The organism is Thermomonas aquatica, assembly GCF_006337105.1.
In the GTDB taxonomy this organism is placed as follows: Bacteria; Pseudomonadota; Gammaproteobacteria; order Xanthomonadales; family Xanthomonadaceae; genus Thermomonas; species Thermomonas aquatica.
Genome location: NZ_CP040871.1, coordinates 2,467,794 through 2,490,169, shown reverse-complemented (window position 1 = coordinate 2,490,169; position 22,376 = coordinate 2,467,794). Strand labels below are relative to the sequence as shown.

23 protein-coding genes and 1 riboswitch are annotated in these 22,376 nt (G+C 70.2%); of the genes, 12 read left to right on the top strand and 11 right to left on the bottom strand.

Going from position 1 to position 22,376, the window contains the following annotated elements:
- Positions 1-6: 6 nt before the first annotated feature.
- The gene (locus FHQ07_RS11715) at positions 7-504 is read left to right on the top strand and encodes a DUF4426 domain-containing protein (protein ID WP_168191554.1); all 498 of its coding nucleotides are present in this window, start codon (positions 7-9) and stop codon (positions 502-504) included.
- Positions 505-538: 34 nt separating this feature from the next.
- Here the strand turns inward: FHQ07_RS11715 and FHQ07_RS11710 are convergent, their stop codons facing one another.
- The 4 genes from FHQ07_RS11710 to FHQ07_RS11695 are packed head-to-tail and all read right to left on the bottom strand — an operon-like array spanning position 539 to position 2,619.
- Complete coding sequence (locus FHQ07_RS11710; RefSeq protein WP_139716975.1) at positions 539-934, bottom strand: DoxX family protein; 396 nt, start codon at positions 932-934, stop codon at positions 539-541.
- A 28-nt stretch (positions 935-962) separates the two neighbouring features.
- Positions 963-1,760: a cobalamin-binding protein gene (locus FHQ07_RS11705; RefSeq protein ID WP_139718051.1), complete on the bottom strand. Its 798-nt coding sequence runs from the start codon at positions 1,758-1,760 to the stop codon at positions 963-965.
- A gap of 11 nt (positions 1,761-1,771) precedes the next feature.
- A complete protein-coding gene (pdxH, locus tag FHQ07_RS11700; protein WP_240703485.1) occupies positions 1,772-2,365 on the bottom strand; it encodes a pyridoxamine 5'-phosphate oxidase in 594 nt (197 codons plus the stop codon).
- A gap of 50 nt (positions 2,366-2,415) precedes the next feature.
- Positions 2,416-2,619 carry a dodecin family protein gene (locus tag FHQ07_RS11695; RefSeq protein ID WP_139716973.1) on the bottom strand — a complete coding sequence of 68 codons (204 nt, stop codon included), beginning with the start codon at positions 2,617-2,619 and terminating at the stop codon, positions 2,416-2,418.
- A 113-nt stretch (positions 2,620-2,732) separates the two neighbouring features.
- Here FHQ07_RS11695 and FHQ07_RS11690 point away from each other — a divergent pair, with 113 nt between their 5' ends.
- From FHQ07_RS11690 to hemE, 4 genes are read left to right on the top strand one after another with little or no spacing between them, the layout of a single operon-like run.
- Positions 2,733-3,278 carry a shikimate kinase gene (locus tag FHQ07_RS11690; RefSeq protein WP_139716972.1) on the top strand — a complete coding sequence of 182 codons (546 nt, stop codon included), beginning with the start codon at positions 2,733-2,735 and terminating at the stop codon, positions 3,276-3,278.
- Positions 3,275-4,369: a 3-dehydroquinate synthase gene (aroB, locus tag FHQ07_RS11685; RefSeq protein ID WP_139716971.1), complete on the top strand. Its 1,095-nt coding sequence runs from the start codon at positions 3,275-3,277 to the stop codon at positions 4,367-4,369. The genes FHQ07_RS11690 and aroB overlap by 4 nt, the downstream gene beginning before the upstream one ends.
- A 27-nt stretch (positions 4,370-4,396) precedes the next feature.
- Positions 4,397-4,651, top strand: a complete 255-nt coding sequence (locus FHQ07_RS11680) for a WGR domain-containing protein (protein ID WP_139716970.1) — start codon at positions 4,397-4,399, stop codon at positions 4,649-4,651.
- Positions 4,652-4,670: 19 nt separating this feature from the next.
- The gene (gene hemE / locus FHQ07_RS11675; RefSeq protein WP_139718050.1) at positions 4,671-5,720 is read left to right on the top strand and encodes a uroporphyrinogen decarboxylase; all 1,050 of its coding nucleotides are present in this window, start codon (positions 4,671-4,673) and stop codon (positions 5,718-5,720) included.
- Positions 5,721-5,903: 183 nt separating this feature from the next.
- Here hemE and FHQ07_RS11670 read toward each other — a convergent pair whose 3' ends face one another.
- Positions 5,904-9,419 (bottom strand): hybrid sensor histidine kinase/response regulator, encoded by a 3,516-nt coding sequence (locus tag FHQ07_RS11670; protein WP_168191553.1) that lies wholly within the window; start codon positions 9,417-9,419, stop codon positions 5,904-5,906.
- An 85-nt stretch (positions 9,420-9,504) separates the two neighbouring features.
- Here FHQ07_RS11670 and FHQ07_RS11665 point away from each other — a divergent pair, with 85 nt between their 5' ends.
- From FHQ07_RS11665 to FHQ07_RS11655, 3 genes are read left to right on the top strand one after another with little or no spacing between them, the layout of a single operon-like run.
- Positions 9,505-10,179, top strand: a complete 675-nt coding sequence (locus FHQ07_RS11665) for a YceI family protein (protein ID WP_240703484.1) — start codon at positions 9,505-9,507, stop codon at positions 10,177-10,179.
- Between the two features lie 14 nt (positions 10,180-10,193).
- Positions 10,194-10,781, top strand: a complete 588-nt coding sequence (locus FHQ07_RS11660) for a cytochrome b (protein ID WP_139716968.1) — start codon at positions 10,194-10,196, stop codon at positions 10,779-10,781.
- Positions 10,771-11,319: a YceI family protein gene (locus tag FHQ07_RS11655; RefSeq protein ID WP_139716967.1), complete on the top strand. Its 549-nt coding sequence runs from the start codon at positions 10,771-10,773 to the stop codon at positions 11,317-11,319. The genes FHQ07_RS11660 and FHQ07_RS11655 overlap by 11 nt, the downstream gene beginning before the upstream one ends.
- Here FHQ07_RS11655 and FHQ07_RS11650 read toward each other — a convergent pair whose 3' ends face one another.
- A complete protein-coding gene (locus FHQ07_RS11650) occupies positions 11,320-11,550 on the bottom strand; it encodes a glutaredoxin family protein (protein ID WP_139716966.1) in 231 nt (76 codons plus the stop codon). It abuts the gene before it with no gap.
- A 67-nt stretch (positions 11,551-11,617) separates the two neighbouring features.
- Here FHQ07_RS11650 and FHQ07_RS11645 point away from each other — a divergent pair, with 67 nt between their 5' ends.
- A complete protein-coding gene (locus FHQ07_RS11645) occupies positions 11,618-13,000 on the top strand; it encodes an L-serine ammonia-lyase (protein WP_139716965.1) in 1,383 nt (460 codons plus the stop codon).
- A gap of 120 nt (positions 13,001-13,120) precedes the next feature.
- Complete coding sequence (locus FHQ07_RS11640; RefSeq protein WP_139716964.1) at positions 13,121-15,256, top strand: putative bifunctional diguanylate cyclase/phosphodiesterase; 2,136 nt, start codon at positions 13,121-13,123, stop codon at positions 15,254-15,256.
- Here FHQ07_RS11640 and FHQ07_RS11635 read toward each other — a convergent pair.
- Genes FHQ07_RS11635 through metX form a run of 3 tightly spaced genes read right to left on the bottom strand, consistent with a single transcriptional unit; the run spans position 15,253 to position 18,583 of the window.
- Positions 15,253-16,341, bottom strand: coding sequence for a homoserine dehydrogenase family protein (locus FHQ07_RS11635; protein ID WP_139716963.1), 1,089 nt, complete (start codon positions 16,339-16,341; stop codon positions 15,253-15,255). The genes FHQ07_RS11640 and FHQ07_RS11635 overlap by 4 nt on opposite strands.
- On the bottom strand, positions 16,338-17,558 hold the full coding sequence (locus FHQ07_RS11630) for an O-succinylhomoserine (thiol)-lyase (protein ID WP_139716962.1): 1,221 nt from the start codon (positions 17,556-17,558) through the stop codon (positions 16,338-16,340). Before FHQ07_RS11630 ends, FHQ07_RS11635 begins: the two co-directional genes overlap by 4 nt.
- Positions 17,555-18,583: a homoserine O-succinyltransferase MetX gene (gene metX / locus FHQ07_RS11625; RefSeq protein ID WP_139716961.1), complete on the bottom strand. Its 1,029-nt coding sequence runs from the start codon at positions 18,581-18,583 to the stop codon at positions 17,555-17,557. The genes FHQ07_RS11630 and metX overlap by 4 nt, the downstream gene beginning before the upstream one ends.
- A gap of 166 nt (positions 18,584-18,749) precedes the next feature.
- Positions 18,750-18,881: riboswitch (SAM riboswitch) on the bottom strand.
- A 126-nt stretch (positions 18,882-19,007) separates the two neighbouring features.
- Here metX and FHQ07_RS11620 point away from each other — a divergent pair.
- Together FHQ07_RS11620 and FHQ07_RS11615 are read left to right on the top strand one after the other, a co-directional pair.
- Positions 19,008-20,075 (top strand): acyltransferase family protein, encoded by a 1,068-nt coding sequence (locus FHQ07_RS11620; RefSeq protein ID WP_139716960.1) that lies wholly within the window; start codon positions 19,008-19,010, stop codon positions 20,073-20,075.
- Positions 20,076-20,083: 8 nt separating this feature from the next.
- Entirely contained in the window at positions 20,084-20,869 is a 786-nt protein-coding gene (locus FHQ07_RS11615) for a M23 family metallopeptidase (protein ID WP_240703482.1), read from the top strand.
- Between the two features lie 133 nt (positions 20,870-21,002).
- Here the strand turns inward: FHQ07_RS11615 and FHQ07_RS11610 are convergent, their stop codons facing one another.
- Together FHQ07_RS11610 and FHQ07_RS11605 are read right to left on the bottom strand one after the other, a co-directional pair.
- Complete coding sequence (locus FHQ07_RS11610; protein WP_139716958.1) at positions 21,003-21,656, bottom strand: response regulator transcription factor; 654 nt, start codon at positions 21,654-21,656, stop codon at positions 21,003-21,005.
- Positions 21,653-22,375, bottom strand: a complete 723-nt coding sequence (locus tag FHQ07_RS11605; RefSeq protein ID WP_139716957.1) for a sensor histidine kinase — start codon at positions 22,373-22,375, stop codon at positions 21,653-21,655. Before FHQ07_RS11605 ends, FHQ07_RS11610 begins: the two co-directional genes overlap by 4 nt.
- Between the last annotated feature and the right edge of the window lies 1 nt (position 22,376).

Sequence of the window (22,376 nt, the reverse complement as noted above, 5' to 3'; positions counted from 1 at the left end):
CCCGCCATGCACCGACTGCTTGCCATCGCCACGATCGTCCTTGCATTCGCCGCCTGCGGGCGCAACGAAACCGCGGCGCCGGCCACCGGCGCATCGGCGTCCAGCGCATCGACCGGTGCCGGCCGGCAATCCGCGAGCGCCAGCGCCACGGTCGGCGGCGTGACCCTGCAGACCTCGACCATCGCCATCGCCGACCTCAACGACGCGGTCGCCGCGCGTTACGGCATCGAGCGCGCGCAGGAAGGCGTCTTGCTGCTGGTCACCGTGCGCGATGCCGCCGGCAACGGCATCGATCCTGGCGACCTGCAATTGGCCGCGACCGCCGCCGCCCTGCCGGATCCGCCGAAACCGCTGGACCTGCGCGCCATCCGCACCGACGGCATGACCGACTACATCGGCGTGCTGCAAGCCAAGGCGCCGGCCAGCGTGCAGTTCAGGCTCACCGCCACGCGCGGCGGCTCGCGTTCCGAGATCGCGACGACTGCGGAGCTGTATCCGCGTTGAGCGGCCGCCGCCCGCAGCCGCCGGCGGCGCAGGATCAACGCTGGTTGATCGAATAGCGTCCCGGGCCCAGCAGCGCCAAGGCGACGCCGGCAGCCAGGTACATGCCCTGCAGCTCCAGCGCCCAGCCGCCCTGCTCGTTGAGCTGGGCCAGCTGGCCCATGTGCACCAAGGCGAAGGCGAACAGCATGTTGATCGCGATCAGCAACCCGCCGATGCGCGCATGGAAGCCCAGCAGCAGCATCAACGGCGCGACCACCTCGCCGACCAGCACGCCATAGGCCACGAACGACGGCATGCCGTGGGCGACCACCATTTCCTCGATCGGCCCCAGTCCGTTGCGCAACTTGGAAATGCCGTGCAGCAGGATCAGCAGGCCCAGCGCGATCCGCAACGCCAGCCGGCCCAGGTCGTCCATCGTCGTCTGCTTCATGGCGCCGCTCCCCCGAGGTCGCCGCGGATCATAGCGCGGCGCGGGCCGCCCAATTCCGCACGATCCGGGCGATCTCGGCCACGCCATCGGTCAATGCCGCCGGACCCGGCTGCAGGATGATCGGCGACTTGATCTCGAACAGCTGGCCATCGCGCACCGCCGGGATGGCGCCCCAGCCCGGCCGCGCCGCCACTTTCTCCGGACGGAATTTCTTGCCGCACCACGAGCCCAGGATGATGTCCGGCGCGCGGCGGATCACTTCATCGGCATCCTCGAGGATGCGTGCCTTGGCCAGCGGCTCCAGCGCGCGCTCGGGGAAGATGTCGTCGCCGCCGGCGATACGGATCAGTTCGGCGACCCAGCGGATGCCGGTGATCGGCGGTTCGTCCCATTCCTCGAAATACACTTTCGGCCGCCGCGGCGACGCAGTCGCCTCGCGTTCGATCGCATCCAAGCCGCGCTGCAGTGCATCGGCATAGGCATTGGCCTTGTCCGCGGCACCGACCAGCGCGCCGAGCCTGCGGATGTAGTCGAGGATCCCGGCCACGCTGCGATGATTGCTGATCCACACTTCCACGCCGTGGCGGATCAGCGCGGCGGCGATGTCGGCCTGGATGTCGGAGAAGCCGACCACGAAATCCGGCTTGAGCTTGAGGATCTCGTCGATCTTCGCGCTGGTGAACGCGCTGACCTTGGGCTTCTGCTTGCGCGCGATGGCCGGGCGCACGGTGAAGCCGCTGATGCCGACGATGCGCTCCTGCTCGCCCAGTGCGTACAGGACTTCGGTGGGCTCCTCGGTCAGGCAGACGATGCGGCGCGGGCCGATCCCCGGCTTGCTCACGGATACAGCATCCGCTTCGACCACTCGCCGGAGTCATCGCATTCGTACAGCCAGCGCTCGTGCAGGCGGTATTGCGCGCCGTACCAGAATTCGACGTTGCGCGGCACCACCCGGAACCCGCCCCAGCGCGGCGGCCGCGGCACCTCGCGGCCTTCGAATGCGCGCTCGAAGTGCTCGATGCGCTGCTCGAAGGTCTCGCGCCCGTCCAGCGTCTCGGACTGATGGGAGGCCCAGGCACCGATCTGGCTGCCGCGCGGGCGGCTGGCGAAATAGGCATCCGCCTCGGCGTCGGCGACGATCTCGACCGCGCCCTCGATCCGTACCTGCACGCCCTCGCGCACGCGCGGCCAGTGGAACAGCAGCGCCGCCTGCGGGTTGGCCTGCAGTTCGCGGCCCTTGCGTCCGTCGAGGTGGGTATAGAACACGAAACCGCGCGCGTCGTGCGCCTTCAGCAGCACGGTGCGCGCCGATGGCCGGCCATCGACCGCCGTGGCCACGGTCATCGCGGTGCGGTCGGGCTCGCCGGCGGCCAGGGCCTCGGCGAACAGGGCATCGAAGGTGTGCAGGATCTCGGCGGGGATGTCGGTCATGCGCGCATTGTCGCGCGCATGCCGCGCCGGCGCATCCTCCGCGTAGATGCTCAGTTGACGATGAAGCTGACCCGCAGGTTGACCCGCCATTCGGTGACGTTGCCGTCGTCGTCGGTGACGACCTTGATTTCGTTGACCCAGGCGCCCTTGATGTTCTTGACCGATTCGGCGCATTTCTTCAGGCCGTGCTTCACCGCGTCTTCCATGCTGGTCTTGGAGGCGGCGTTGAGTTCGATGATCTTGGCGACGGACATGGGATGGCTCCGATGAGTGGCCGGCGGACTGCCGGACCCGCAGCCTTGCCGGTCATGCGTTAATTCCGCGCAGTCATGGCCTTGCCGACCGCCGCCGCTGCTAGCATGTTGCGATGCGCAATGCCGCCGCCAACCGCGGGAACATCGTCCTGGTCGGCCCGATGGGTTCGGGCAAAAGCCACGTCGGTCGATTGCTGGCGGCGCGGCTGGGACGCGTCTTCGCCGACGTCGATGCGCGGATCGAGGCCGATGCCGGCATGCCGATCCCGGTAATCTTCGCGACCGAAGGCGAAGCCGGCTTCCGCGCCCGCGAATCGCGTGTGCTGGCCGAAACGCTGGCGCCACCGGGCCAGGTCGTTGCCACCGGCGGCGGCGCGGTGCTGGAGGCCGGCAACCGCGCCGCGATGCGTGCGGCAGGCCGCGTGGTCTACCTGCAGGTCGAACCGGCGGAACAACTGCGCCGACTTGCCGGCGACACCGGCCGCCCCTTGCTGGACGTCGCGGACCGCGCGCAACGCCTTGCGGAATTGCAGGCCTTGCGCGAACCGCTGTATCGCGAAGCCGCCGACCTCGTATTCGAGACCGGCACGCTTGCCCCCGACGCCGTCGCCGAAGCGCTGGCGGCGTTGCTTGCAGACGACGAGGACACAGGCGCATGAGCGCATCGCACCAGCGGGTCGAGGTCGGCGGCGCCGCGCCATACCGGATCGACATCGCCCCCGGCCTGCTCGATGACGGCGCCCGGCTCGCCGCGCACCTGCGCGGCCGGCATGCGCTGGTCGTCAGCGATTCGCAGGTGGCGCCGTTGTATGCGCAACGCGTGCGGGCGGCACTCGCAGCGGTTCGGCCCGATGCAAGGCTCGCGCTGCATGTGTTCGATGCCGGCGAGGCATCGAAGACGCTGGCGAATTTTTCCGGCGTGATCGACGCGCTGGCCGCGCTCGGCGCCACCCGCGACGCCTGCATCTACGCACTGGGCGGCGGCGTGGTCGGCGACCTGGCCGGGTTCGCCGCTGCCTGCTGGATGCGCGGGATCGATTGCGTGCAGCTGCCGACCACCCTGCTGGCGATGGTGGACTCCTCGGTCGGCGGCAAGACCGCGGTCGACATCGCCCAGGGCAAGAACCTGGTCGGCGCCTTCCATCCGCCGCGCGCGGTGATCGCCGATACCGCGAGCCTGCGCACGCTGCCGCCGCGCGAACTGCGCGCCGGCTTCGCCGAGGTGATCAAGTACGGCGCGATCGTCGATGCACCTTTCCTCGACTGGCTGGAGGCGCATGCCGATGGCCTGCTGGCCGGCGACGACGCCCTGCTGGCCGAGGCCATCGCGCGCAGCTGCCGGCACAAGGCCGCGATCACCGAACGCGATCCGTTCGAGCACGGCGAGCGCGCCCTGCTCAACTTCGGCCACACCTTCGGCCACGCCATCGAGACAGAACAAGGCTATGGCGGCCTGAACCATGGCGAGGCGGTCGCGGTGGGCATGGTGCTGGCGGCACGGCTGTCGACCGCGCTGGGCCTGGCCGATGCCGCCGATGGCGCACGCCTGCGCGGCCTGCTGCGACGTTTCGAATTGCCGACCGGACTGCCCGCGGGGCTCGATCCGGCGGCGCTGGTCGCGCGCATGCGGCTGGACAAGAAGGCGCAGGGCTCCGGCCTGCGCTTCGTGCTGTGGGACGGTGCCGGCAAGGCGCGGGTGGTGGCGGACGTCGACGAAGCGGCCGTGCGGGCGGTGCTGCAAGACCGCTGAACGCGGCGCACCCCTTACAATTGCGGGATGCGCCTGCTGCTGCAACAACGTCCCGACGGCCGCGAAGCCCCGCGTTTCGTCCAGCTCCAGCTCCAGCCCGACCTGCTGGGCGGCTGGACCCTGCTGCGCGAGACCGGGCAGATCGGCGGCCGCAGCACGCTCAAGCGCGAGCTGTACGCCGACCAGGCCAGCGCCCTGCACGCGCTGGAAACCGCGCGCGACGCCCAGCTCAAGCGCGGCTTCCAATTGATGTTCGCGCAAGGCGCGGACGCACCCCGCTAACCGGACCCTACCCGTGACCCTGAAGAACGATCGCTTCCTGCGCGCGCTAAGGCGCGAACCCGTGGACTGCACGCCGGTGTGGCTGATGCGCCAGGCCGGCCGCTACCTGCCGGAGTACCGCGCCACCCGCAAGGCCGCCGGCAGCTTCCTGGCGATGGCGAAGAATCCGGAACTCGCCTGCGAAGTCACCCTGCAGCCGCTGCGCCGGTTCCCGCTGGATGCGGCAATTCTCTTTTCCGACATCCTCACCGTGCCCGACGCGATGGGCCTGGGCCTGTACTTCGTCGAAGGCGAAGGCCCGAAGTTCGAGCGCCCCTTGCGTACCGTCGCCGATATCGACCAGCTCGCGGTGCCGGACATGGAAACCGAACTGCGCTACGTGATGGACGCGGTGCGCACGATCCGCCGCGAGCTGGACGGCAGCGTGCCGCTGATCGGCTTCTCCGGCAGCCCGTGGACGCTGGCCTGCTACATGGTCGAAGGCGGCGGCAGCAAGGACTGGGGCAAGGTCAAGGCGCTGGCGCTGAACGAACCCGCGGCCATGCACAAGCTGCTGACCGTGGTGACCGATGCGGTCATCGCCTACCTGTCCGCGCAGCACGCCGCCGGCGCGCAGGCGTTGCAGGTGTTCGACACCTGGGGCGGCACCCTGGGCCCGGCGATGTACCGCGAATTCTCGCTGCCTTACCTCACCCGCATCGCCCGCGCGCTCAAGGGCATCGGCGTGCCGGTGATCCTGTTCGGCAAGGGCAATGCGCCGCACCTGGACGACCTGTTCGCCAGCGGCGCCGACGCGATCGGCGTGGACTGGACGGTCACGCTGGAAGACGCCGCGCGCCGCGCCAACGGCCGCGTCGCCCTGCAGGGCAACCTGGACCCGGCGATCCTGTACGGCAGCCCGGACGCGATCCGTGGGCAGGTGCAATCCACGCTGGACAGTTATGCCAGCGGCAACGGCGGCTCGCGCGAGGGCCATGTGTTCAACCTCGGCCACGGCATGTCGCCGGACATGGATCCGGAACACGTCGCGGTCTTGGTCGAGGCGGTGCACGCGCTCAGCGCGCGCTGAGCCGCGCCCGGCCGCCTGCGCGGGCAAGGGCGTGCTCGTGCGATCTGCCACGGAAGCATGCCGATGAAACGCGGCTTGTCCTTGCTGCCGGTCGCCCGGATGCACGGGCGGGTCGGTTTCCTCGAGGACATGCAGCACTGAACCCGCGGTTGCGCGATCGCGGTTGCCACGTCCCGGCAGCAATCAGCGCCGCAGTGCGGCCGCCAGCGCCTCCGAAAGCGCCCCGCCGCTGACCGGCTTGCGCAGGAAGCCGTCGAAGCCGGCGGCGCGCGCATGGATCTCCGCCTCCGCGTCGGAACGCGCGGTCACCGCCAGCAACGGCACGGCGACCCCCTGCGCACGCAACATGCGCGCCAGCGCGATCCCATCCAGCCCCGGCAGGTCGAGGTCGAGCAGGGCCGCGTCGAAGCGTTGCGTGGCGACCTCCGACAGCGCCGCCAATCCGTGCGCGGCGTGCACGACCGCATGCCCCTGTTCGCGCAGCAGGCCCAGCATCACCTCGGCGACGATCGGATCGTCCTCGACCAGGAGCAGGCGCAATGCCTCCGTCGCGTCCCCGCGCGACATTGGTTGCGCCGCCGCGACCGGCAGCGCGGTGCCGGCATGCGCAAGCGGAAGCTCGACGATGAAACGGCTGCCCTGCCCCGGCGCGCTTTCCACCACGATGCGGCCGCCCATCGCCGCCGCCAGTTCCTGGCTGATCGCGAGCCCGAGCCCGCTGCCGCCGTAGCGCGACGCGGTGCGCGCGCCCTCGGCCTGCTCGAAGCGGCGGAACAGCCGCGATTGCTGTTCAGGGCTGAGCCCGGGCCCGCTGTCGGCGACCACGAAACGAATGCCTTGCGGCGCCAGCGCGGCGGTTTCCAGCGCCACATGCCCGGCCTCGGTGAACTTGATCGCATTGCCGAGCAGGTTGAGCAGGATCTGCTGCAGGCGGGTGCGGTCGCCGTGCAGGGCCTGCGCGACATCGGCATCGACATGTTCGACGAAGGCAAGGCCCTTGCGTTCCGCCACCGGCGCCATCAACCCGGCCACCTCGTCCAGCAACGGGCGCAAGGCGAAATCCGCGTTCGCGAGCTCGAGTTTCCCCGCTTCGATCCGCGCCAGGTCGAGCGCGTCGTCGACCAGCCGCAGCAGATGCTGACCGGCGCGATGGATGGCATCGACCTGGCTGCGCTGCCTGTCGTCGAGCCGGCTGCCGCGCAGCAGTTCGCTCATGCCGAGCACGCCGGTCATCGGCGTGCGCACCTCGTGGCCGAGGGTGGCGAGGAAGCGCGACTTCGCCTCCGAAGCCTGTTCGGCCAGCGCGCGTTTCGCCTCGGTGAGCTGCATCGCATGCCGGCGCTTCAAGCGCGCGCGATACGACATGGCGATGGCCGCTACCGCGGACAGGGCGAGCAGCGCGGACAGGGCCTGCGCCCACCAACTGCGCCACCACGGCGGCGGCACCGCGAACGTCAACTGCTGTTCCTTCGCGGCATTGCCCGCGGCATCGCGCGCGCGGATGCGCACGGTGTACAGGCCGGGCGCAAGGCCGGTGAACACGCGGTCGCCGCTGGCGCCGAGCGCGATCCAACCCTGGTCGAAGCCGTCCAGCTTCGACCAGTAGCGATTCGAGTCTGGATCGTTGAACGACAGCAGCCGCGCGCGGATGCGGAATTCGCGGTCGTCGCGGCCCAGGCGAAACCCGTCGTGCAGCGGCACATCGCGCCAGTCGCCGTTGCGGCGCACCGACAACCGGTCGAAGCGCAGCGACGGCACGGCCGGCGCCGGATCGGCGAGTGTCGTATCGACCAGCACGATACCGCCATCCGCGGTGGCCGCCGCCAGCACGCCCTGCGCGCTCATCGCCAGCGCATGATCGAGGAATTCCTGGCTGGTCGCGCCATCGCGCATGCCGTGGCGGCGCATGTTGCGGCTGCGCGGATCGTAACGGTACAGGCCGCGCGGGGTGGACAGCCATACGCGATGCCTGCGGTCCACCTGGATACCGGCCGCCCCTACTGCCGGCATGCCATGCGCGGTGTCGACCTGTACGCCAGCCTGCCAGCCGGTGCTGCTGCGACGGTATTGCGCCAACCCGGACTGGCGTTGCAACCACAGCATGCCGTCGCCATCGAAGGCCAGCGCATACACGCGCTCGCCGCCAAGTGCAGGCATGTGGCGGAAGCTGCCGCGAGCGGCGTCCAGCACCGCCACGCCATCGCTGCCCGCCACCCAAACCTCGCCTTGCGGCGCCAGCATCAGCGTTTCGATGTCGCCGCTGCCCAAGCCGTGCGCCGCATCGGCGGGGATGTCGCGCAGCACGCGGCCACTTGCAGGGTCGCGCTGTTGCACCCCGCCGCCGGGCGCGGACAGCCACAAGCTGCCATCGGCCGCAATCCGCAGCTGGTCGACCTGCCCGCCGGGCGCCGCATCCCGCACATCGCCGACACCCCATTCGTCGATCGCGCCGTCATTGCCGATCCGGATCAGCCCGTTGCGATGCCCCAGCCACAGGCGGCCATCGCGATCCTCGGCGATGGCCAGCACCTTGATGCCGCGCAGGCGCTCGACGCTGTCTTCATCGAGCCCGTCGATGCCGCCGTCCGCGGCGAGGCGCTGCACCACGCCGTTGTAGCCGCCCAGCCAGAATCCGCCACTGTGCGAAGGCGCGAGCGCGCGATACATCGCGCCCTGCAAGCCGTCCGCAACACCCGAAAACTGCGCCAGCTGTCGCCAGTCGGGACGCAAGTAACCCAAGCCGAGGCCCGCGACCGGGGTCCACAACGCCCCGTCCGGATCCAGCTGCAATGCGTTGATGGGCCGCGGGATATCCGGCCCACCCAAGCGTACCGGCGCCGGCGGATCGGCGCCCTGTTGTCGCCACAAACCGCGCTGGCTGGCGATCCAGGAGGCGCCGTTGCGATCGTGGCTGATGGCGTTCATCGCATTCGGGCGCTGGAACATCGGCGACCAGTCCGGCTGCGACCACTCGCCGCCTGGATCGTGCCGCCACACCCCAGCCGCGGTGCCCACCCACAAGCCTTCGGCCTGCACTGTCAGCGAATACACCAGGGGCGCGGCGTCGGTGCCGGGCAACCGCACGCGTTCGATGCGGTCGCCCTGCAGGCGAGCAAGCCCGGCATCGGTCCCGATCCACAGCACACCGCCCGCGTCCACCGCCAGCGCGAGCACGGTATCGGATGGAAGTCCGTCCTGCGCCATCGTGTAGCGGCGAATGCGTCCCTTCAGGTCCATCCGATGCAAGCCGCCGTCGTAGGTGCCGAACCAGACCGCGTCGCCTTGGGACGCGAACGACCAGATATCGTCGCTGCCCAATTCCGGGCGGGTGGCCTTGCGGTAGTGGGTGAACGCCTGCCGCTGCGCATCGAGCACACTGATCCCGCCGCCCTCGGTCGCCACCCACACGCGGTCGTCGCTGCCGACCATCAGCGCCTGCACGTTGTTGCCGGGCAGCCCTTGCGGATCGCCCGGCTGGTGTCGCCAGACGCGCATGCCGAGGCCGTCGTACCGGGCCAGCCCGTCGGCGGTGGCGATCCACAGGTAGCCAGCGCGGTCGCGCGCGAGCGCCTTGATCTCGGTCGATGGCAGGCCCTGGGTCGCGCCGACGATGCGCAAACGCGGCCGCTCGGGCACCGCCGCCAGCGCGCAGGCGCACAGCAGCCACAGCCCGAGCAATGCACCCCATTGGCGAAGCATGCGGACCCTCCCCACCCGCATGCTGGCAACGCAACGTTGCGCGCGCAAGCGTCCGCGTTCATCCGGATCGGCCTAGAATCCCGGCATGCCTGCTTTCGTGCACCCGCACCTGCCCATGGCCACGGCCCTCGCGGTGCTCTGCGCCTGCCCGGCGGCGGGCGCCGGCGAACCCGTGCGCTACGCGATCGACCCGGTGCATACGCGGGTCCTGTTCGAGATCGACCATGCCGGTTTCTCCAAGGCCATCGGCACGGTTTCCGGCAGCGAGGGCAGCCTGCTGTTCGATGCCGACGACTGGAGCACCGCCAGGCTCGACGTGGTGGTGCCGATGCAGCGCCTGGACATGGGCGATTCCGGCTGGTCGGCATCGGTGTTCGCGCCGCGCTTCCTCGACGTCAAGCGCTATCCGCAGGCGCGCTTCGTCGCCGACAGGGTGACCCGCGGCGAAGGCAACCGCGGCAGCGCCTGCGGCCGGCTCACCCTGCACGGCACCACCCGCCCGTTCTGCATGGCACTGGCGCTCAACCGCATCGCGCGCTATCCATTGCCCCCGTTCCGCCGCACCGCGGGGTTCTCCGCGACGGCCACGCTCAAGCGCAGCGATTTCGGCATGAAGTCGTGGCGCTCGCTGGTCGGCGACGAAGTCCTGCTGCGCATCGAAGCCGAGCTGGTTCGCCGCGATGGCGACGACGGGAAGCCGGACAGCGCGCCCACCGAAACGACGGCGGCGGATGCCGAAGCCGCGACCACCGAACCCTAGCCACGAGGATCGATATGCCGTTCAAGAACACGCGCGCGGAATGGGGCAGCGTCAGCAAGCTGCTGCACTGGCTGGTGGTCGTCCTGATCCTGGTGATGGCCTGGATCGGCCTGCGCATGGGCGACATGCCGAACGGCCCGGACAAGATCGCCACCTATGCGATGCACAAGTCGATCGGCATCAGCATCCTGGCGCTGGTCTTGCTGCGCCTGTCGTGGCGCCTGTATGCGGGCGCGCCGGCGGCCGTGCCGGGCACGCCCGCATGGCAGGAACGCCTGGCGTCGCTCACGCACTGGGCGCTGTACGCCCTGCTGCTGGCGATCCCGCTGAGTGGCTGGGTGCTGAACTCCGCATCCGGATTCCCCCTGCAGTGGTTCGGCCTGTTCAACCTGCCGGCGATCGTCGGGCGCGACCACGGCTTGCACGAGCTCGCCGAAGAGGTCCACGAATGGCTGTTCTGGGCGATGGTCGCCCTGGCCGTGGCGCACGCGGCGGCGGCCTTCTACCACCATCTGTTCCAGCGCGACGCCACCCTTGCCCGCATGGTGCCGCGTGGCTGGTTGCGCACGGACGCATCCTCGGAGAACCAGGATGTCGCGTAACGCCATCGCCCTCGCCATCGCGCTGTTCGCGGCGCCTGCCTTCGCCGCCGACTACACGCAGGCGCCGGGTTCCAGCCTCGCCTTCGCCGGCAAGTACCAGGGCGAAGTGTTCACCGGCAAGTTCCCGGGCTTCGTCACCAAATTCTCGTTCGATCCCAAGCAGCTGGCCGCATCGAAACTGGACGTGACCATTCCGCTGGCCACCGCCGGCACCGGCAACGCCGACTACGACGGCGAACTGCGTGGCGCGGCGTTCTTCGACAGCGCGAAATTCCCGCAGGCGAAGTACAGCGCCAGCAAGTTCCGCGCGCTGGGCGGCAACCGCTACGCGGCCGACGGCGTCCTGTCGCTGCATGGCGCGAACAAGCCGGTCACGCTCGAATTCACCTGGACGCCGGGGGCCAAGCCGGTGCTCACCGGCAAGGCGACGGTGAAGCGGCTGGACTTCGGCGTGGGCGGCGGCGACTGGGCCGATACCGCGCTGATTCCCGATGCCATCGCGATCAGCACCAAGGTCGTGCTGGTCCCGGCGAAATAGTCAGCGCGCGGGCAGGAAAGCCCGCAGCTTCGCGGCATCGAACGGCCAATCGAGTTCGTCGCCGCTGGCGTCGTCGCGCAGCACCGGGACGCGCAGGCCGTAGCGATCCTCCAGCGCGTCGTCGCCGTCGATGAACACGCTCTCGAAGTCCGGCGTGCGCGCCGCGGCCAGCACTTCGAGCGCGAGGTCGCACAGATGGCAGTGGTCGCGCTGGTACAGGATCAGGGCCATACGCCTGCGTCGTTCGCCTGGGGACAGTTGCCCTAGAATAGTCGCCCCGCCCCCAAGGCAGCGCCGCATGGCCGTCTCCACCTTCGACCTCTACAAGATCGGCATCGGCCCGAGCTCCTCGCACACGGTCGGGCCGATGCGCGCCGCCGCGCGCTTCGTCGAGCACCATCTGGCCGAGGCCGGCCGCCTGCAGGACGTGGCGCGCATCCGCGCCGAGGTGTTCGGCTCGCTGGCCCTGACCGGCCGCGGCCACGGCACCGACAAGGCGGTGCTGATGGGACTGGAAGGCCACTGGCCGAACAAGATCGACCCGGACATCATCCCGGCCGCGCTGGAACGCATCCGCGGCGAGAAGAAGATCCGCCTGCATGGCCAGCACGAGATCGGCTTCAACGAGAAGACCGACCTGATCATGAACAAGCGGCAGAAGCTGCCGTTCCACACCAACGGCATGCGCTTCGCCGCCTACGACGCCGTCGGCAACGAGATCGCCACCCGCGACTACTACTCGGTGGGCGGCGGCTTCGTGGTCAACCAGGACGAGGCCGCGGAAGACCGCATCGTCGCCGACACCACCCCGGTCGCGCATCCGTTCGCCAGCGGCGACGAACTGCTGGCGCACTGCACGCGCTCCGGCCTGTCGATCTCGCAGCTGATGCTTGCGAACGAACGCGCCTGGCGCAGCGACGACGAGGTCCGCGCCGGCCTGCGCGAGCTGTGGCAGGCGATGCAGGACTGCGTGGCGCGCGGCATCCGCGAGACCGGCACCCTGCCCGGCGGCCTGCACGTGTCGCGGCGCGCGCCGTCGCTGCACGCGGAGCTGGCGGCCAAGCCGGAAGCGGCGATGCGCGATCCGCTGACCGTGCTCGACTGGGTCAACCTCTATGCCTTGGCGGTCAACGAGGAAAACGCCGCCGGCGGCCGCGTGGTCACCGCGCCCACCAATGGCGCGGCCGGGATCATCCCGGCGGTGCTGCACTACTACGACCGCTTCTGCCCCGGCGCCAACGAGGCGGGCGTGTTCGATTTCCTGCTCACCGCGGCGGCGGTCGGCATCCTCTACAAGGAAAACGCCTCGATCTCCGGCGCCGAAGTCGGTTGCCAGGGCGAAGTCGGGGTGGCCTGCTCGATGGCCGCCGCCGGCCTGACCGCCGCGCTGGGCGGCAGCCCGGGCCAGGTCGAGAACGCCGCGGAGATCGGCATGGAGCACAACCTGGGCCTGACCTGCGACCCGATCGGCGGCTTGGTGCAGATCCCCTGCATCGAGCGCAACGCGATGGGCGCGGTCAAGGCGATCAACGCCAGCCGCATGGCCCTGCGCGGCGACGGCAAGCACAAGGTATCGCTGGACAAGGTGATCAAGACCATGCGCGACACCGGCCGCGACATGCAGGACAAGTACAAGGAAACCAGCCGCGGCGGGCTGGCGGTCAACGTCATCGAGTGCTGAAAACGGCAAGCGGCGAGTAGTCGCGATGTAAGCGTTTTCGTCATAGACTCACCGCATGCAAGCCGGCATGGCAAGCGTGCTACGGGGGCACTGCTGACCGGCCTGTACCTGGCCGGAGCGGTGATCGCGGTGTTTTACCTGCGCACTCCGGCCGACGTCACCCTGTTCTGGCCGGCCTCCGGCATCGGCTTCGCGGCGACGGTCCGCTACGGATTGCGCTATGTCCTGATCGTCCCCATCGCGACCCTGTTGCTGCACTTGGCGGTGGTGCCGGTGCCGGCCGCGTTCCTGCCCTATTCGATCGGCAGCAATACCATCGCCACCCTGGTCGCGGCCTGGTACGTGCGCAGGCGCGCAGGCGGCCGCATCCACCTGCGCACCAGCGATGGCCTGCTGTTGTTGCGCGGCGGCATCCTGCTCAGCATCGTCAGTTCGAGCATCGGCACCATCGGCATGCTGCAGTCGGGGATGGCGCCGGCCGGCGATGCGCCACGGATCGCGCTGCAATGGGCGTTCGGCGACCTGCTCGGGGTGACCTGCATGGGTCCGCTGCTGCTGTACCTGTTCTTCGCCGACCAGGCCAGCCGGCGATTGCAGCGGGTCGCCGTGAGCCGGCTGGAAATGGCCCTGTGGGCGGTGTCGGTCGTGTTCACCCTGGCCGTGGTGTACATGATCGGCAAGCTGGGCAGCCAGTATCCCCTGGCCCTGGCCAGCCTGCCGCTGGCGCTGTTGCTGTGGTCGGCGGTGCGCTATCCGCCGCTGGTGACCCTGCTCTCGACCGCCTTGGTCATCGTCTGCGTGAGCCTGATCACCGGGCTGGGCATGGGCGGGTTCGATCGCCCGCAGACATTGCACGACAGCATGCTGATGATGGTGATGCTGGTGGTCTATTCGGTCACCCCGGTATTGCTGCTGGCTTCGCGCCAGGAGCATGCGCACGCCACTGCCGCGCTGCACCAGCGCGCAACCCGCGACACCCTGACCGGCCTGCTCAACCGCGATGCGTTCGAGGAGCAGGCGCGCGCCCTGATCGCCGGCAACAAGGACACGCTGACCCTGCTGTACGCGGACCTCGACCATTTCAAGCTGGTCAACGATTCCGCCAGCCACGTCGCCGGCGACGAGATGATCCGCGGCGTGGCCGGGCTGGTGCGCGACGTGTTCGGCGAGGACGCGCTGATCGCGCGCACCGGCGGCGACGAATTCGCGGTGCTGGCGGAGATGGACGAACGCACCGCCAGCGCGCGCGCGCGCCGCCTGCTGGACAACATCGAGCGCCTGCGGGTGGCCTGGCAGGGCCAGAACCTGGGCACCACCGCCAGCATCGGCCTGGCCACCAGCCAGGCGCCGCACCCGGCCTTCGACGAAATGCTGTCGCAAACCGACGCCGCCTGTTTCGCGGCCAAGGAACTCGGCGGCAACCGTTCGTTCGCCGCGGCCTCCAATCCCGACGAGATCCGCCAGCGCACCCGCGCGATGCACTCGGCCATCGCCGCGCGCGAGGCGCTCGACCAGCGTCGCTTCGCGCTGTGGTGCCAGCCGATCGTCGACCTGCGCAACCCGGGCCCGCCGCAGTCGCACTTCGAAGTGCTGACGCGCTGGCTGGACAACGAAGGCAAGCTGCGGCCGCCGGCCGAACTGGTCGCCGCCGCCGAACGCTACCGGCTCGGCCCGCGCCTGGACCGCTACGTGCTGGACGCGACCCTCACCTGGCTGGAACAGCACCCGGAAGCCGCCGCACAAGTCGAGCAGTGCAGCATCAACATCGGCGGCACCACCCTGGTCGACGAGGATTTCGGTGACTACTTCGCCGCCCGCCTGCGCCGCGGCCCGCTGCGGCCGGAACAGCTGTGCCTGGAGATCACCGAGACCAGCGTGGTGCGCGACATGACCCGGGCGCGCCGCTTCATCGGCCGCATGCGCGACCTCGGCTGCCGCTTCGCGCTGGACGACTTCGGCACCGGCTTCTGCTCGTTCGGCTACCTGCGCGACCTCGACGTGGATTACCTCAAGATCGACGGCAGCTTCGTGCGCGACCTCGACGACAGCCGCGACAACGGCGGCGGCCTGTCCGAAGCGGTGGTGCGCTCGATCACCGAGATCGCCCACGTGCTCGGCAAGCGCGCGGTGGCCGAGCAGGCCGAAACCGAACTGCAGCTGCAGCACCTGCGCGACCTCGGCGTGGACTACGCGCAGGGCTACGTGTTCCAGCGCCCGAAGCCGATCGATGAATTCTTCGCCGGGGCAACGGCCTAGGCTTCGCGGGCGATGCGCAGCGCGTCGTCCAGCAGCGCCGCCGCGGTGACGCCCGCGCCCGCGCCCGGCCCCTGGATCAGCAACGGCTGTTCGCGGTAACGGTCCGACCAGATCGCGACGCGGTTGTCGGTGCCGGCGCCGCCGGCCAGCGGATGATCCGCCGCCAACGCCTCCAGCCCGACCGTGGCCGGGCCGTCGGCCTGCAGGCGCGCGATGAAGCGCAGTTTCTCGCCGTTCTTGTACGCCGCGGCATAGCGTTCGCGCAGCGGCGCATCCAGCGACGGCAGCGCGCCATCGACATCGTCCGCAGCCAGCGCGGCCAGCGCCTCCGGGACCAGCGAATCGACTTGCACCGCATCGGCCTCCAATGCGTGGCCGGCGGCGCGCGACAGGATCAGCAGCTTGCGGCGCACGTCCTCGCCGGACAGGTCGTCGCGCGGATCGGGCTCGGTGTAGCCGGCATCGCGCGCGGCGCGCACGAAGTTCGAGAACGGGCGCAGTCCGTCGTAGTGGTTGAACAGCCAGGCCAGCGAACCGGACAGCACGCCGGCGACGGCATGGATGCGGTCGCCGCCGGCCTGCAGTTCGCGCAAGCTGCGCAACAGCGGCAGGCCCGCACCGACGGTGGCGCTGTCGCCATATCGGGTGCCGCCGCGCGCGCGGGCCGCCTGGATCGCGCGCCAGCGCGCCAGCGTGGTGCCCTGGCCCAGCTTGCAGGCGGTCACCACGTGGATGCCGCCAGCCAGCCACGAGGCATGCCGTTCCGCCACGGTTTCCGATGCGGTGGCGTCGATCACGATGCGGGTGCCGCTTCCCGACAAGGCATCGCCCACCGCATCCAGCGAACTGGCGCGCGGCGCGTTGCGCAACAGCAGTTCGCGGGTGTCGGCGGGAACGCCATTGCGGTTGCTGATCGCGAACCGCGAATTCGCCACGTGCACCAGCGACAACCGGCCATCCAGCGGCGTGTCCGCCCACGACGCCAACCGCGCCCAGGCGGCGCTGCCGACGGTGCCGGTACCCAGCAGGGCGACCCGCGCCGGCTGCGGCGCATGGCTGCGCAGCGGCGCGATGCGTGCATTCATCGCGCGGCCTGGCGTTTGCAGCCCGCCGCGTCCTGCGCGCGCTGCAATGCCGCCCGCAGGTCCGCGACCAGGTCGTCCGCGTGTTCGATGCCGACCGACAGCCGCAGCAGCCCATCGGTGATGCCGGCGGCGGCACGCGCCTCCGCCGTCATCGCCGCATGGGTCATGGTCGCCGGGTGCGCGACCAGGCTTTCCACGCCGCCCAGCGATTCGGCCAGGGTGAAGTACTGCAGGCCCTCGACGAAGGCGCGCACCTCGGCTTCGCCGCCTTCCAGTTCGACGCTGAGCATCGCGCCGAAGCCGTGCTGCTGGCGTGCGGCCAGCGCATGCCCCGGATGCGAGGCAAGTCCCGGGTAATGCAGCGCGCGCACCGCCGGATGGCCGTCGAGCAGCCCGACCAGCGCCTGGGTGTTCTCCTGGTGCACGCGCAGGCGCGCATCCAGCGTGCGCAGGCCGCGCAGGGTCAGGAAGCTGTCGAACGGCGAGCCGGTCAGGCCCAGGCAGTTCGCCCACCAGGCCAGCAATTCGTGTTGCGCCTGCTCCCTGGCGACCACCGCGCCGCCGACCACGTCGCTGTGGCCGTTGATGTACTTGGTGGTCGAATGCACCACGATGTCCGCGTCGAAATCGGCGATCGGGCGCTGCAGCGCCGGCGACAGGAAGGTGTTGTCGACCACCGCCAGCGCGCCGGCCTTGTGCGCGGCCTCGATCACGAAGCGCAGGTCGGTGATCCGCAGCAACGGGTTGCTCGGCGTCTCGATCCACACCAGGGTCGGCGCGTGTTCCAGCGCCTCGGCCAGCGCGCGCGGATCGGTGAGGTCGCAGGTGATCAGGTCGAACGCGTTCTTCTTCGCCAGCGCGTTGAACAGGCGCCAGCTGCCGCCGTAGCAGTCGTGCGGCACCACCAGCTTGTCGCCGGGCTGCAGCAGCGCGTTCAGCACCAGGGTGATCGCGCCCATGCCGGTGGCGGTGACCACGCCGCCGGCGCCGCCCTCCAGCTCCGCCAGCGCCTCGCCCAGCAGGTCGCGGGTGGGATTGCCGCTGCGGGTGTAGTCGTATTGCCGCTTCTGCGCGAAGCCGGCGAAGCTGAAGTTCGAGGACAGCACCAGCGGCGGCGTCACCGCGCCGAAGGCGGTATCGCGGTCGATGCCGGCACGCACCGCGCGGGTGGCGCGACCTGCGCCGCGATCGTTGGAGGCGGTGGGGGCAAGGCTCATACGGAAACTCCAATGCTGTCGGTGCTGAAATTCGGAATCGGTTCGGAAGCCGGCCTCGGGCGAAGCTCGGCGGCGAGCATGGCGTCGATGCGGTCGGTTTCCTTGAGGAAGGCGTCGTGCCCGTACTGCGAGCGCAGCACGCGCAGGCGGCCGTTCAGGCCCAGCCCCTCGACCAGCGACACCGCATCGGACAGCGGCACCAGGCGATCGCCTTCGACCGCGATCACCAGCGTCGGCACCGCGACCTGCGCCGGGTCGACCGCATGCAGGTCGATGGATTCGGACAGCCGCAACCAGGCGGTGGCCGGGATGCGCGCGACGAACTTGGCGCCGGCGGCATCCAGGTAGTCTTCGGCGGCAACGCGCACGTGCCCATTGCTCAGCGTCGGCGCGGCATCGAAGCGTTCGCCGAATTCCTCCGGCGTGCGGTAGCTGAGCATCGCGAACTGGCGCGCCAGCGACAGGCCCTGCTCGTCCGCGCATTGCAGCTGGCCCAGCGCGACCGCCTTGCGCTGCAGCGCGCGCCAGGCGGAGGCATACGGATGCGGGCGATGCGCGCCGCTGACCGCGACCAGCTTGCGCAAGCGCTGCGGATGGCGGGTGGCGAGCTGCAGGCCGACCAGCGCACCATAGGAATAGCCGACGAACGCCTCCAGCCTGTCGATGCCGAGCGCGTCCAGCAGCAGCGCGACGGCATCGGCCTGGTCGGCGGTGTCGATCGGCGCGTCGATGCCGCCGCAGGCGCCGACGTAGTCGAAGGCGAGGATGCGGGTGCACGACGGGTCCAGCGCGCGGCCGGCCGCGACCAGGCCCTCGGCCCAGCCGTTGCCGGCGTCCAGCGCATTCGCCGCCACGTGCCGGTGCGCGGAAATGCCGCCGGCGACGAACACCACCGGCGCATCCGCCGGGCCGACCAGTTCGTAGTTCAGGCGCAGCTTGCGGGTGCCCGCATGGCGGCTGGCGAGCACCGCATCGATGCTGCCGCGGCGTGCATGGTCCACATCAGAGCCCGCCGCTCGCGCCACGCGTTCCGCCTTCCCGGCCGGGGGAGGCGATGGACAGGCGAGGGCGGTGCGTTCGGCAAGGCTCACGGCGGGGCTCCGATGGGTGCGATGCCATCGGATCGTGCGGGGGTGCCGGAAGGGCCGACGCGCGTCGGCGGATGCGGGGCCCGCGGACTGCGCGGGTTCGCAACCATCTTCCGGTGGACGCCCAGGTCCCCGCAGGATTTGGCACCGCGAGGGAGCAGGCCGCGATTGCGGCGCGCTCCATCAGGTTGCCCCGGCTTCTTCGGGCCTGTCCCTCAGCCGGTCTCGATGGATGGCGCCAGTCTGGGCACGCGCCGGAATCGTGTCAATCGCTTTATCCGGATAAAGCGATCAAATAACCAATCGCCATAAGCCGGCGCGATCGGGAATACTTCCCGGCATCGCAGCTACAAGTCCCGGCATGCAGATTCGTCGCTTGAACACCTTGCGCGGCCTGGCCGCCCTGATCGTGCTGGTCGGCCATTACAGCAACAAGGCGCGGCTGTGGGATGCGCTCCTCGGCACGCGCGCGCCCCAGCTCGGGGTGATGCTGTTCTTCCTGCTCAGCGCCTTCCTGATGACGATCCTGTACCTGGATCGCGAACCCGCCCGGCAGGCGATGCGCGGCTACGGCGCGGCGCGGGTCGCGCGCATCCTGCCCCTGTATGCCGCGGTGGTCGTGCTGTCCTGGCTGGGCCAGCAATCGGGCCTGCCGTGGCTGATGAAGGTGCTGTACGACATCCCCACCGCCAAGTCGCTGGCCTCGCACCTGGCCACCCTGTACGGCGTGCAGGTGCTGTGGACGATCCCGGCCGAGCTGCACTTCTACCTGGTGTTCGCCGCGCTGTGGTGGTTGCGGCCGCGGTTCGCGTGGGCGATCCCCGCGTTCTGCGCGATCGTGCTGGGAACCTATGTCTCCGGGCACTGGCCGCTGGGGCCGAAGCAGCCGGTGCTGGGATTCCCGGTCGACCTGCCGCTGTTGCGCGGCCTGCCCTACTTCACCGTCGGCATGATGATCGGCATGCTCTACAACCGATGGCGCCCGCCCGCGCGCATCCGCCACCACGCCTTCGCGCTGGCACTGCCGCTGATCCTGCTGCTGTATCCGGCCATCATCGGCAAATTGACCGGCTGGACCTACGGGCAAGGCCCCGGCGAGAGCCCGATGTGGTTCCTGCCGCTGCTGCTGCTCGCGGTATCGGCCATCTTCTTCGTCCTGGTCTTCCTGGTTCCGGACGGCAATCCCGTGCTGGAAAACCGGGCGGGCGACTACCTCGGCAAGATCTCCTACTCGCTGTACCTGCTGCACTTCCCGGTGCTGCTGGCGCTGACCCAGGCGGGCCTGGCGAAGGGCGTGGGCGGACTGGCCCTGTTCCTTGCGCTCACGATCCTGGCCGCTTCCGCCAGCTACCGCTTCTACGAATTGCCGATGCGCTTGCGCATTCGTGCGATGGGAGCGCAGGGCAACGGCGGCAACCGCGCGCAATGAGCCTGCGCATGCGCGCATTGAGCGTCGCCTGCACGGCCATGCTGGCCGCCGCCGGCAATGCGCTGCCGGCGCCGGTGGAGCCCGCCCCGCTGGCGCGGCTGCGCATCGAACCCGCCGATGGCGAGTACCTGGCATGGGCGGACAACACACTGTCCGGGCCGGTCGAGGTGATGTTGCGCAGCACCGGCGGCAAGGCATTGCCGAGCGACCCGCCGCTACCCGCGCGCGCAAGCGTGCCGGCCGAAAGCAGCGTGCTGGTGGCGCGCCTGCGTCCAGCCGGCAGCGGCAACCTGCCGCTCAGCCTGGTCGGCGTTCCCGGCAGTTCCAACGCCCGCCCGCGCGACATCGACTACCTGCCGCCGTTGCAGCAGGCCCGCACCCGCATCGACCAGGGCTTCGAGGGCGGCTTCAGCCATGCCGACGAGGAAAACCGTTACGCGCTGGATTTCGCCGCCGATACCGGCACGCCGGTGACCGCGGCGCGCGCCGGTGTGGTGATGCAGGTCGAGGCGGGCTTCCGCGGCTCTGGGCTGGCATACGGCGAATACGCCAGGCGCGCCAACCTCGTCCGCATCCTCCACGACGACGGCACGATGGCGCTGTACGCGCACCTCGCCGCCGACGGCGTGCTGGTGCGCCAGGGCCAGCGGGTGCAGGCCGGGCAGCGCATCGGCCTGTCCGGCAATACCGGCTACAGCACGGCGCCGCACCTGCATTTCGCGGTGCAGGTCAATCGCGGCATGCGGCTGGTGTCGATTCCGTTCCGCATGCGCGGGGTGGCCGCTCCCCCGTGATCGTGGGGTGGGCAGGCCGCGCGAGGCGGGCGAGCATGGCCATGTCCGCCAGGGAGGCAGGGAGGGCGGACAGCCGGCCCCGATCGCCGGCAGCTGGCAGTGGCGCATCCCCGGGTCGCGAACCAGGCGCGGCTCAGGGAGCGACCAATCCGCGCCGCGCGGCCTCCAACGCGGCTTCGGCGCGCGTGCCCACGCTCAGCTTGCGGTAGATGTCCTTCAGGTAGCCGGACACGGTATGCCGGGAGATGCCCAGCGCCGCGGCCACCTCGTTCAAGGTCAGCCCCTTGGCGGTCAGCCGCAGCACTTCGGTTTCGCGCGGGGTCAGCGGCGCGCCCTCGTCCGCCTGCAACGGCATGGGCTGGAAATGGCGCAACAGGCGGCGCGCGATCGAGGACGACAGCGGCGGCTGGCCGACGGCGATGCCGCGCAGCATGTCGGCCAGGGTGGCGCGATCCCGGTCCTTCAGCACATAGCCCTGCGCGCCCGCGCGCAGCGCCGGGAACAGGTGGGCGTCGTCGTCGAACACGGTGGCGACGATGCACAGCGTGCCGGCGTCGCGCCTGCGCAGGGCTTCGATCAACCGCGTCCCGCTGCCGTCCGGCAAGCCGAGGTCGATCAACGCGATCTGCGGCGGCGCCTCGATCTTCGCCATCGCCTCCCCAAGGCTCCCGGCAAGTTCCACTTCGATTCCGGGGAAGGCCTCGCGCAGCGCATCCGCCAGCCAGGCGCGCACATCCGCAAGGTCGTCCACCACCAGCGCGCGGGAAAAAACGCCGGCGGCGCTCACGCTTCCGCATCCAGCGGCATGCGCAGCAAGACCTTGGCCCCGCCTTCGGTGCCCGGCACCCAGTCGATGCGGCCGTCGAGTTCGCCGGCGCGCGTGCGCATGTTGCGCATGCCGCTGCCGGCCAGCACTGCCGCGGGAACACCGCTGCCGTCGTCGGTGAGCTCGAGCAGGAGTTCGCCCGCGGCCGCACGTACCCGCACGCGCAAGTGCCGCGCCTGCGCATGGCGGATGGTGTTGCTGATCGCCTCGCGCACGATGCGGTGCAGGTGCAAGGCATGCCCGTTGTCCAGCATCGGATCCGGCAGGTCGTCGGCTTCGTCCCAGGCCAGGCCGATGCCCACCGCCGCCAGCCGCTGCGCGGCTTCGCCGCGGATGTCGGCCAGCACGTCGCCCAGCGTGCCCGGCGTGCCGCGCGAACGCGTCACCACGTCGCGCAGGTCCTGCAGGATCGCGCGCGCCAGGTCGGCCTGCACCGGCGATTCGGCGCGATAGACCAGCGACAGCAACTTCGCCCCGAGGTCGTCGTGCAGGTCGGAATAGATGCGTTCGCGTTCTTGCGATGCCGCCTGTTCGCGCACCTGCGCATCATGCGCGCGGGAACCGGCATCGGCCTGTGCAGCGCGCGTGCCCAGTTTCGCACGCAGCCCGCGCACCTGCAGCGCCAGCACGACACACGTCGTCGCGATGAGCAGCAGCGCAATGGCCAGCCACGTCGCCATG

Coding starts and splice junctions, on each gene's coding strand:
- FHQ07_RS11655 (WP_139716967.1), top strand. CDS start 10,771: ATGTCGCGTAACGCCATCGCCCTCGCCATCGCGCTGTTCGCGGCGCCT.
- FHQ07_RS11695 (WP_139716973.1), bottom strand. CDS start 2,619: ATGTCCGTCGCCAAGATCATCGAACTCAACGCCGCCTCCAAGACCAGC.
- FHQ07_RS11620 (WP_139716960.1), top strand. CDS start 19,008: ATGCAGATTCGTCGCTTGAACACCTTGCGCGGCCTGGCCGCCCTGATC.
- FHQ07_RS11665 (WP_240703484.1), top strand. CDS start 9,505: ATGCCTGCTTTCGTGCACCCGCACCTGCCCATGGCCACGGCCCTCGCG.
- FHQ07_RS11635 (WP_139716963.1), bottom strand. CDS start 16,341: ATGAATGCACGCATCGCGCCGCTGCGCAGCCATGCGCCGCAGCCGGCG.
- FHQ07_RS11680 (WP_139716970.1), top strand. CDS start 4,397: ATGCGCCTGCTGCTGCAACAACGTCCCGACGGCCGCGAAGCCCCGCGT.
- FHQ07_RS11630 (WP_139716962.1), bottom strand. CDS start 17,558: ATGAGCCTTGCCCCCACCGCCTCCAACGATCGCGGCGCAGGTCGCGCC.
- FHQ07_RS11670 (WP_168191553.1), bottom strand. CDS start 9,419: ATGCTTCGCCAATGGGGTGCATTGCTCGGGCTGTGGCTGCTGTGCGCC.
- FHQ07_RS11660 (WP_139716968.1), top strand. CDS start 10,194: ATGCCGTTCAAGAACACGCGCGCGGAATGGGGCAGCGTCAGCAAGCTG.
- FHQ07_RS11615 (WP_240703482.1), top strand. CDS start 20,084: ATGCGCGCATTGAGCGTCGCCTGCACGGCCATGCTGGCCGCCGCCGGC.
- FHQ07_RS11605 (WP_139716957.1), bottom strand. CDS start 22,375: ATGGCGACGTGGCTGGCCATTGCGCTGCTGCTCATCGCGACGACGTGT.
- FHQ07_RS11710 (WP_139716975.1), bottom strand. CDS start 934: ATGAAGCAGACGACGATGGACGACCTGGGCCGGCTGGCGTTGCGGATC.
- FHQ07_RS11715 (WP_168191554.1), top strand. CDS start 7: ATGCACCGACTGCTTGCCATCGCCACGATCGTCCTTGCATTCGCCGCC.
- FHQ07_RS11650 (WP_139716966.1), bottom strand. CDS start 11,550: ATGGCCCTGATCCTGTACCAGCGCGACCACTGCCATCTGTGCGACCTC.
- pdxH (WP_240703485.1), bottom strand. CDS start 2,365: ATGACCGACATCCCCGCCGAGATCCTGCACACCTTCGATGCCCTGTTC.
- FHQ07_RS11645 (WP_139716965.1), top strand. CDS start 11,618: ATGGCCGTCTCCACCTTCGACCTCTACAAGATCGGCATCGGCCCGAGC.
- aroB (WP_139716971.1), top strand. CDS start 3,275: ATGAGCGCATCGCACCAGCGGGTCGAGGTCGGCGGCGCCGCGCCATAC.
- FHQ07_RS11690 (WP_139716972.1), top strand. CDS start 2,733: ATGCGCAATGCCGCCGCCAACCGCGGGAACATCGTCCTGGTCGGCCCG.